This is a genomic window from Halobacterium litoreum, assembly GCF_021233415.1.
GTDB classification, from domain to species: Archaea; Halobacteriota; Halobacteria; order Halobacteriales; family Halobacteriaceae; genus Halobacterium; species Halobacterium litoreum.
In genome coordinates this window covers 2,258,184-2,267,319 of record NZ_CP089466.1, presented here as the reverse complement: position 1 = coordinate 2,267,319, position 9,136 = coordinate 2,258,184, and the positions used below count along the sequence as shown (strand labels likewise).

12 protein-coding genes and 1 tRNA gene are annotated in these 9,136 nt (G+C 67.1%); 5 read left to right on the top strand and 8 right to left on the bottom strand.

The window, feature by feature from the left end; genetic code table 11:
• The first annotated feature begins 11 nt into the window (after positions 1–11).
• Together LT972_RS12450 and LT972_RS12445 are read left to right on the top strand one after the other, a co-directional pair.
• Positions 12–587 (top strand): zinc ribbon domain-containing protein, encoded by a 576-nt coding sequence (locus LT972_RS12450; protein ID WP_232570703.1) that lies wholly within the window; start codon positions 12–14, stop codon positions 585–587.
• 88 nt (positions 588–675) lie between these two features.
• A complete protein-coding gene (locus LT972_RS12445; RefSeq protein WP_232570702.1) occupies positions 676–1,062 on the top strand; it encodes an Hsp20/alpha crystallin family protein in 387 nt (128 codons plus the stop codon).
• A 33-nt stretch (positions 1,063–1,095) separates the two neighbouring features.
• Here LT972_RS12445 and LT972_RS12440 read toward each other — a convergent pair whose 3' ends face one another.
• The 3 genes from LT972_RS12440 to LT972_RS12430 form a co-directional block, all read right to left on the bottom strand.
• Entirely contained in the window at positions 1,096–1,950 is an 855-nt protein-coding gene (locus tag LT972_RS12440; RefSeq protein WP_232570701.1) for an ATP-grasp domain-containing protein, read from the bottom strand.
• Between the two features lie 130 nt (positions 1,951–2,080).
• Entirely contained in the window at positions 2,081–2,848 is a 768-nt protein-coding gene (locus LT972_RS12435) for a sulfite exporter TauE/SafE family protein (RefSeq protein ID WP_269780533.1), read from the bottom strand.
• Positions 2,849–2,982: 134 nt separating this feature from the next.
• On the bottom strand, positions 2,983–3,513 hold the full coding sequence (locus tag LT972_RS12430) for a 50S ribosomal protein L16 (RefSeq protein ID WP_232570700.1): 531 nt from the start codon (positions 3,511–3,513) through the stop codon (positions 2,983–2,985).
• Positions 3,514–3,653: 140 nt separating this feature from the next.
• On the opposite strand from LT972_RS12430, the gene LT972_RS12425 reads away from it, so the two are divergent.
• Positions 3,654–5,408, top strand: coding sequence for an ATP-binding protein (locus LT972_RS12425; protein WP_232570699.1), 1,755 nt, complete (start codon positions 3,654–3,656; stop codon positions 5,406–5,408).
• Positions 5,409–5,454: 46 nt separating this feature from the next.
• The gene (locus tag LT972_RS12420; RefSeq protein ID WP_232570698.1) at positions 5,455–6,294 is read left to right on the top strand and encodes an aldo/keto reductase; all 840 of its coding nucleotides are present in this window, start codon (positions 5,455–5,457) and stop codon (positions 6,292–6,294) included.
• Positions 6,295–6,342: 48 nt separating this feature from the next.
• Here the strand turns inward: LT972_RS12420 and LT972_RS14900 are convergent, their stop codons facing one another.
• The 4 genes from LT972_RS14900 to LT972_RS12405 all read right to left on the bottom strand — a co-directional run bounded on the left by LT972_RS14900 (position 6,343) and on the right by LT972_RS12405 (position 8,383).
• The gene (locus LT972_RS14900) at positions 6,343–6,468 is read right to left on the bottom strand and encodes a hypothetical protein (protein WP_269780532.1); all 126 of its coding nucleotides are present in this window, start codon (positions 6,466–6,468) and stop codon (positions 6,343–6,345) included.
• A gap of 119 nt (positions 6,469–6,587) precedes the next feature.
• A complete protein-coding gene (locus tag LT972_RS12415) occupies positions 6,588–6,782 on the bottom strand; it encodes a cold-shock protein (protein WP_232570697.1) in 195 nt (64 codons plus the stop codon).
• 118 nt (positions 6,783–6,900) lie between these two features.
• The gene (locus tag LT972_RS12410; protein WP_232570696.1) at positions 6,901–7,560 is read right to left on the bottom strand and encodes an HAD family hydrolase; all 660 of its coding nucleotides are present in this window, start codon (positions 7,558–7,560) and stop codon (positions 6,901–6,903) included.
• 454 nt (positions 7,561–8,014) lie between these two features.
• Positions 8,015–8,383 (bottom strand): hypothetical protein, encoded by a 369-nt coding sequence (locus LT972_RS12405; RefSeq protein ID WP_232570695.1) that lies wholly within the window; start codon positions 8,381–8,383, stop codon positions 8,015–8,017.
• A gap of 118 nt (positions 8,384–8,501) precedes the next feature.
• On the opposite strand from LT972_RS12405, the gene LT972_RS12400 reads away from it, so the two are divergent.
• Positions 8,502–8,879 (top strand): CAP domain-containing protein, encoded by a 378-nt coding sequence (locus LT972_RS12400; RefSeq protein ID WP_232570694.1) that lies wholly within the window; start codon positions 8,502–8,504, stop codon positions 8,877–8,879.
• A 168-nt stretch (positions 8,880–9,047) separates the two neighbouring features.
• On the opposite strand, the gene LT972_RS12395 is transcribed toward LT972_RS12400, so the two are convergent.
• Positions 9,048–9,121, bottom strand: a tRNA-Phe gene (locus tag LT972_RS12395).
• Between the last annotated feature and the right edge of the window lie 15 nt (positions 9,122–9,136).

Here is a 9,136-nt window from a genome sequence, read left to right as displayed (position 1 = left end):
CGCTCGGTGTCATGTACTGTACTGACTGCGGCGCGGCAGTCGGCGACGACGCCGCGTTCTGTACCGAGTGCGGGGCGGCGGTCGACGGCGCCGCCGGCCAGGACTCGGCGGGGACCGCCGAACGGAACCCGCAACGCGACGGCCGCGAAACCGACTCCGGGTGGGCGACCAGTCGCCTGCTCGCCGCGGGCGGTGGCGCGCTCGCCGGTGTGAGTCTCTTTCTCCCGTGGGTGACCGCCGTCCGCGGCAGCTTCTCCGCCGACGGGATGGCGACCGAGTTCGCGCCCGTGTTGATGGCGGGTGTCGCCGCTGCGCTCGTCTTCGCCGGTGTGAGTTGGGGCCGCGGCTGGGGGTGGCTGTCGATGATTCTCACCGGCCTCGCCGGCGCCGGCATCGCCGCCGTCGCGTTCGTCTTCCGGGCGACCATCTCGGAGACGACCACGTACGGGTTCGTGCAGATAAACGGCAACGAGGTGCCCATCGCCGCTGTCGAACCCGCGACCGGCGTACAGGTCGCGCTCGCCGCCGGCGCGCTCGTCACACTCGCGTCGCTCGCCGGCATCGCCGGCTCGCTCACCGGTTCGTGACGCTCGCGACTCGCGAATGCCGTCTGGTCTTCTCACGCAGGCTGACACAGCCCGAACCCTTTTCCACACTCCTCGCTTAGCCGGGGACATGAGACGAGACGACCGGGACGACCCGTTCGACGACATCTTCCGCGAGATCGAGCGGATGATGGACGAGATGATGGGGGACGCACAGGGGCTCGACGGCGGCGACCAGTCCGGGTTCTCCTCGGGCACGCACGTGGACGTCCACGAGAACGACGACACGATTCGCGTCATCGCGGACCTCCCCGGCGTCGAGAAGGAGGACATCTCCATCAAGTGCGACGGCGAACACGTCACCATCAGCGCGCACACCGACACCCGCGAGTACGACGAGCGCGTCGCGCTCCCCGGGCACGTCGACGCGCGCTCCGGCGACGCCACCTACAACAACGGCGTCCTCGAAGTCGCGTTCGAGCGCACGAACAACTCCACGAACATCGACGTCCAGTAGCCCGTCAGCGACGCTGTCCGCCCCGCTCTCTCTTCAGTTCTCTTCGGCAGTTCGCTCGACGAGCGCCGCGAGCCGGTCGTAGAAGCCGTCCTCGTACTTCGCGTCGTCGTCGATTGTCGGGCGCGCGTTCGTCTCGTTGACCACCGCCTGATCCCCGGACACGAGCACGTCAACGCCGAGGAAGTCGACGCCGAGCGCGTCGGCGGCGTCGACCGCGAGGGCCCGGAGTTCGTCGGGGAGCGCGACGCCCTCGGCGGTCGCGCCCCGGTGGACGTTGTGCTTCCAGCCGTCCGAGGCTTCCCGCCGGACCGCCCCGACCACCTCGCCGTCCAGCACCATCACGCGGTAGTCCGCGGCGTCCGGGACGTACTCCTGAATCAGGTAGGACTTGTCGCCGGTCGCGCGGTAGTCGTGGACCAAATCGAGGTAGTCCGCGACCCCGGAAAGCGAGTCCGCGTCGTGGACTTTCGTCACGCCGACGCCCCGCGTCGTCGAGTTCGGCTTCACGACGACTGGCGACCCGACGCGCTCGAACGCCTCGCGGACGGCGTCCTCGTCGGCGGGGTTCGACACGTACACCGTCTCGGGCACGGGCACGCCCGCGTCCGCGAGCGTCGCGAGCGCTCCCGCCTTGTTCCGCGACCGGAGCACCGCGTCCCGGCCGTTCACCCACGGCACGCCGAGGAACGCGTCCACCACGCCGCCCTCCATCAGTCGGCCGGGGTAGACGAACCCCGCGTCGAACCGACTCGGGTCGACGGGCGGGTCGGCGAGCGGCGTCACGTCGCCTCGGACGGAGACGTGTTCGGCACGAATCCCGCGGTCCGCGAGCGGGCCGCGCATCCGCTCGAACGTCTCCGCGTCGTTGGCGACAGCGAGTCCGACCATACCCGATAGTGGGGGACGCGAGTCTAAAATCTGCGGTTAGCCAGTTCCGACGGCGAGCGGACCGTCAGTCGTTCACTCGCGGGTCGCGGTCCAACCGGCGATGTCGCTCCGTGGCCTTCCGGTGGCGGATTCAAGGCGAGAGTTGCTGGACGACGACGAACCCGCCGAGCCCGATGAACGCGACGCCGATGAGCGTCGAGAGTCGTTCCTCGGACACCAGATTCGCGTACCGGGACGCGAGGAACGCGCCGGCGACGCCGCCGAACCCGCTGACGGCCAGTGTTGCAAACGGGACGGAAGACTCGACGACGAAGTGACTCGCGCCGCCGGACAGCGCCGTGAATACCATGATGAGCACGGACGTCCCGACCGCGGTGTGGACCTCGTACTCGAGGACGAACGTGAGGATGATGAGAATCATGACGCCGCCGCCCGCTCCGAAGACGCCGGTCATCGTCCCGATGAAGGCGCCGGAGAGTACCGACGCCACCGTCTTGTGCTCGCGTACCGACGAGAGGTCGGTGTTCTCCCTGAACGACGCGAGCCGTTCGTCGAGGGACTTCCGCGTGAACGAGACGCCCATGAGGAGGATGACGAGTCCGGACAGGCCGCCGAGTGCAGTCGGGTCGACGTCGCCGGACAGCCAACTCCCCGCGACCGCCGCGAGGACTGCTGTGACGGCGATAGCGAGGCCGTTCCGCAGTCGGACGTTTCCGTTCCGCCAGTACGTCGCCGCGGAGACAGACGACGCGAACACGTCCGTCGCGAGACTGATTCCGATTGCCGTGTAGGGGTCGTACCCGAGAACCGTGACGAGAACGGGCGTCACGATCACCACCGCGGACGCACCGATCAAGCCAGTGACGACACCCGCGCCGATACCAGCCAGTAGAACCACGAGTACCTCGATAGCCACGTACGATGACGGTTGTCCGGTCGTTCCGAAAGTGATTCCGAATTCGACTGCTGTCGACGCGAATCCTCGAGAGCGACGGCTACGAGTGGAGAACCCGGAGAGAAGCGGGAGCCGGCTTACCGGACGAGCAGTTCCTCGCCGCGCTCGACCTTGATTTTGCACGGCGGCGTAATCTTGTTGTACGCGCGGCGGAACGCCTCCTTGACGGCGTCGGCCTGGTCGACGTCGCAGTACGCCGTGAACAGCGGTTCGCCCGGCCAGATGCGGGCGGCGGTGCCGACCGGGACGCCGAACGCCTGACGCATCCCGTCGGAGACACGGTCCGCACCCGCGCCGGTCGCCTGCTTGTTCTCCCGGATGATCTGGTGGGGGAACTTGCGGAGGCTCATCTTGTAGTTGCCCTCGCCGAGTTCCTTGATGAGGTGGCGGTTCGCCGAGAGGCGGGAGGCCTCCAGCGAGCCGTGGCGGAGCTGACACTCCTCCTCGGGAACGAGGCTGATCTGAACGGGGTAGTCATCGGCGTCCTTCTGGAGGTCGCCCATCTGGTGCTGTGCGATCTTCGAGCCCGGAATGCCCGTGACGTAGTCTCGACGGGTGTACGACGGCTTGTCGATCTTCCGGTACATGGAGGCCGGCTTCTCGGACATGGTTACTACCCGTATCTCAGGGTCAGCCCGCGAATAAAGGCTTCGAACCAGTTCCGTCGGCTCGGGCCGCGACGCCCGGCGGACGCGGGCCGGCGGGCGTGGGGCAACGGTTTTCCCACCGGATTGCGTGGTCCCGCCCGATGGCAGACAGCGCCGAGGACGGCGACCAGCGTATTCACGTGGGGGAGACTGCGGACGGCGACGACCTCTCGTTCCCCATCGTGGAGGTGTTGACGGGGCGCGCGTTCATCACCGGGAAGTCGGGGTCCGGGAAGTCGAACACGACCAGCGTGGTGGTGGAGGAACTCCTCGAAGCCGGGTATCCCGTCCTCATCGTGGACACGGACGGCGAGTACTACGGCCTGAAAGAGGAGTACGAACTCCTGCACGCGGGCGCCGACGAGGAGTGCGACATCCAGGTGGACGTCGAGCACGCGGAGAAACTCGCGCACCTCGCGTTGGAGGAGAACGTCCCCATCATCCTCGACGTTTCGGGGTACTTGGACGACGACGTGGCCGACGAACTGCTCCGGGAGACGGTCAGACACCTGTTCGCGAAGGAGAAGAAGCTGAAGAAGCCGTTCCTGCTGGTGGTCGAGGAGTGCCACGAGTACATCCCGGAGGGCGGCGGGATGGACGAGACGGGGAACCTCCTCATCAAGGTGGGGAAACGCGGGCGGAAACACGGCCTCGGCATCGTCGGCATCAGCCAGCGTCCGGCGGACGTGAAAAAGGACTTCATCACGCAGGCGAACTGGCTGGTGTGGCACCGACTGACGTGGGAGAACGACACGAACGTCGTGAAGCGAATCGTCGGGTCGGAGTACGCCGACGACGTGGTGGATTTGGACGACGGCGCGGCGTTCGTGCAGATGGACTGGCGAGACGACGCGGTGACGCCGGTGCAGTTCAAGCGCAAGCGCACGTTCGACGCGGGCGCGACGCCCGGTCTCGACGACTTCGAGCGCCCCGACCTGAAGTCCGTCTCCGGGTCGCTGATGGAGGACTTAGACGACATCACCACTCGGAAGGAACAGGAACGCGACCGCATCGCGGAACTGGAGGAGAAGGTCGAGAACCGCGAGGAGCGCATCGCCGAACTCGAATCCGAACTGGAGACGGCCCGCGACGTGTCGGCGGCGGCGCGGAAGATGGCGAACGCGCTCGCGCACGGCGACGGGTCGCCGCCGGACGGCTACCAGTCGACCCTCCAGACGAAAAACGAACAGATAGAGCGCCTCGAAGCCCGCGTGGACGAACTCGCCGAGCGCGTCGACGCCGACGACGGTGACCCGAGCGCAGACGCCGAAGCCGACCCGGACGACGGCGAGGACGACGAGCCGGACGCCGACACGGCTGACACACCTTCGACGGACGCTGCCGATGGCAGTCCCGACGCCGCCGCAGACGCCTATTCCGTGTCCGACGACGAAGACGCCGAGGGCGACGACGGCCCGAGCGACGTGGTCGTAGACGCTGTCCAGAAGCGCCTGCGGCGGCGCGGCGAGCGCATGCAGTTACAGGACGGTGACGACGAGAGCGACGGCGAGAGCGACCAGCCGAACCCGGAGGCGGTCGTCGACCTCCTGCAGGCGCCGCCGGTGGTGACGCGCGTGAACGCGGCGCGCCGCGAGTCCCGCTGTAACGAGGACGCGGCGTGGAGTGTCGTCTCCGAACTCGCGACGACGCCGGGCGCGACCGCCCACGACCTCGCGGACGCCGCAGACGTCGACGTGGAGGCAGCCCACACGCTCCTCAGCGAACTCAAGTCCCGAGACCTCGTTCTCCGGCAGAACCGCGAGTACGCCTTCCACGTCGACCGCCTCCGCGAACTGGTCGAGCAGGACGACCCCTCGAAGCCGCGGACGGAACTCCGCGACCAGTGGGAGCCGTAGGTTCCGCCACGCCAACACCTAACGGCGTCGCGACCCCACGTCCGGTATGGCTTCCGAGAACGCGAGCGACACGTTCGACGTCGGCGGCGAGTACACCGTCCACCGACTCGGGTTCGGCGCGATGCGAATCACCGGCGCCGACATCATCGGCCGACCCGACGACGAGGACGAAGCACACCGCGTCCTCCGTCGCGCCGTCGAACTCGGCGTCGACTTCGTCGACACCGCGGACTCCTACGGGCCGGGCGTGAGCGAACGACTCATCGGTGAGGCACTCGACCCCGACGACGCGCTCGTCGCGACGAAAGCCGGCCTCCTCCGGAACAGCGACGGCGACTGGCTCCCGCACGGCGACCCGGACTACATCCGGAACCAGGCGCTGTGTTCCATCGACCGCCTCGGCGTCGACTCCATCGACCTCTACCAGTTCCACCGCCCCGACCCGGACACGCCCTTCGAGGACTCCGTCCACGCGTTCGCGGAACTGAAAGACGACGACCTCGTCGACCACGTCGGTCTCAGTAACGTCTCCGTCGAGCAACTGGAGACCGCCCGCGACATCGTGGACGTGGCGACTGTCCAGAACAACTTCAACGTCGCCAACCGCGAACACGGCGACGTGCTCGCGGCCTGCGAGGACTACGACATCGGGTTCATCCCGTACTTCCCCATCGGCGGCGGCGACCTCGGCGAGACGCGCTCGGACCTCGAAGCCGTCGCCGACGCCCACGACGCGACGATTCGACAGGTCGCGCTCGCGTGGCTCCTTGACTACTCGCCGGTTACGCTTCCGATTCCCGGCACCTCGTCGGTCGACCACCTCGAATCGAACGTCGCCGCCAGCCACCTCGAACTCACCGACGACGACCGCGCGCGACTCGACTGAAAAACCGGCTTCGGCTCGCGGCGCCGAGCGAGTCGGGCCCTGACGCGCTCAACTACCGAGGTATCGCGCGGCGCCGGCAGCCAACATCACGAGTGCGCCGGTGACGAACGTCCCGGGAATCGGGAGCACGAACAGGAACGCGCCGAACGCGAGTGCTACTGTGGATGCGCGCACGCTACCAGAGACGGCGTCCGGACGGGAATGGGTTGTGGCCGGAGCGGACGCGTCGCTGGGGGGCGTGAGCGTCTGAAAACTGTGCGTCCACGCCAGCGCGAGGCTGGCAGTTCACCGAACTACAGGCGGGTGAGGTTCGTCGCGCGCGGGCCCTTGTCGGCCTGCTCGATGTCGAACTCCACTTCCTGCCCTTCCTCGAGGTCCGGACCGCCAACGTCCTCCATGTGGAAGAAAACGTCCTCGTCCGCGTCCTCAGTCTCGATGAAACCGTAACCGCCAGTGTCGTTGAAGAAGTCAACCTTCCCTTTCGCCATTGCAGGCTACCAGACGCGCTTGTAGTTGATAATCCTTGTGGGGCGCGCGTTCGCACCGGAGATACCGCTACGGGCGCTCTCCCGGCAGGCGAGCGCTCGAAACTCGGGCCGCGGCCTGTCAGCGCTCCACGATGTCGTGGAGGTCTTCGAGGTCGTCGATGATCCACGTCGGCCACGTGTTCAGGTCCCAGTCGCGGCGGTGGGGCCGCCGGATGAACGCGGAGTCGATGCCGGCGTTCTCGGCGGCGCGCACGTCGCTCTCGTTGTCACCGACGAACAGCGCGGAGTCGGCGTCGAGGTCGGCGAGCGCGCGGTCGATGTAGTGGGAGTTCGGCTTCCGGCGACGCAGGCTCTGAATCGTCGGTTCACGCCCGTAGGCCGCGCCGAACATGTCCCGCACGTCGAAGTGATCGAGCACGAAGTCGACGGTCGCCTGCTGGTTCGAACTGACGATGCCCATCGAGACGTCTAAGTCGTGTAGTTCGTCGATGTCGTCGTACAGCGTCTTCCGGCCCGCGCGGACCTCCTCGTACTGGGCTTCGGCCGTGGTGCGGTCGCGCTCCGGCCAGAAGTCCTTCGGCGAGAGTCCGTACCGGCTACAGACGTCGCTGACGGTCTTCGGGGTCGCTCCGACGGTCATCTCTTCTACGTCCTCGGGGTCGGGGTCGCTGACGCCGAACTGCTCGAAGGTGTCCTCCGCGGCCGCCTCCAGCACGTCGTACCGCGTCCGGCCGACGAGGACGCCGTCGTTGTCGAACACGACGGTGTCGTAGGTCATACCCTCTATTGAGCGCTCGCACGGATAAGCGTTTCAGCGCGCCCGCCGCGGCGAGTGCTAGCACGAGCGACCACGGTTCGCCCCGGGAAACCGGCGGCACGTCGGACTTTCTCGCACTCATTACGCCCGGCGCGGCCGCGACCCCGTTGGCCCGCAGAAACTGTCGCCTCCTCGGCTCGAAGCCGCCAGTCCGCGCGCTCAGCCGCGTTTACCATCCTCATAAGTTAGTATCCCAGCGCCCGACTCGGCTCATGCGACGAGCACACTGGCTCACGGTCGCCGTCGTCGTCCTGGTCTCTCTCGCCGGGTGCGCGACGGACCCGACAGCATCTCCACAGAACCCGGACGCCACGTCGACGACTGCGCCACCGCCGGCGTCGACCGACTCGGCTACCGACGAACCCGCGGAGTCGACACGGTCACCGTCGACGAGTGAGCAGTCTCCGGACGCGAATCAGTCGGCGGGAGGCGAACCGTCGGAGTGTGACTGTGACCAGAACGCGACCGGTACCGAAACGACCACAGCGCCGCCGACGACGCCCTCACCTACTTCCGAGACGAAGACGACGCCCTCGCCGACCACGACGGAGAACCCACCGACGACCACTTCTCCATCGACCTCTACGCCGACCACTACGACGACTATCTCGCCAACTACCACGGCTGCTCCACCAACGACTCCTTCGCCGACCACCACGGAGACGACGCAGCCGACGACAACGACGACAACGACGACGCAGCCGACTACCACGGAGACGACGCAACCGACCACGACAACGACGACGCAGCCGACTACCACGGAGACGACGCAGCCGACTACCACGCAGCCGACGACAACGACGACGCAGCCGACGGACCCCGACGACCCGGGCGAATCGAGCTACGCGACGGGAGAGGAGACCATCACCGCGTCGGGAATCGAGTCCCTCATCCACCAGCGAGTGAACGAAATCCGTAGCCAGCAGGGCCAAGACCCGCTCGGTTCCGACGTGACGGTCGCGTCAGTCGCGCGGGCACACAGCGAGGACATGGCGGACCGAGACTACTTCGCCCACACCAACCCCGACGGCGAACAGCCCTGGGACCGGTACGGCGACGTCGCCGACTCGCCCTGCCGGACCTTCGGCGAGAACATCGCGATGGTCACCGTCGGACCGGACGCGACGGAGGATTCGGTCGCGAACCGCGTCGTCGACATGTGGATGGACTCGAGCGGTCACCGCCAGAACATCCTCTCGGCCGCTTGGAACGAGGAAGGCATCGGCGTCTACGTCACCGACGGAGGCGAGGTCTACGTCACGCAGAACTTCTGCGGCTAACTACGCTCTACGCTCCCTCGCTGGTTCGCAGGAAAATGCCGCCTCCCCGATTTGAACGCCGTGAGACGTGCTCGCTTCGCTGCGCGCGACTCACGAGCACAAATCGGGTCAGGACACGTTCTGGATTCGAACGCTCCTCGCTACGCTCGTCGGTTAGAATCACAGAAGTGCCGCCTCCCCGATTTGAACGGGGGACAGCTCGATCTTCAGTCGAGTGCTCTCCCAGTCTGAGCTAAGGCGGCTCGCACTCCGAACGA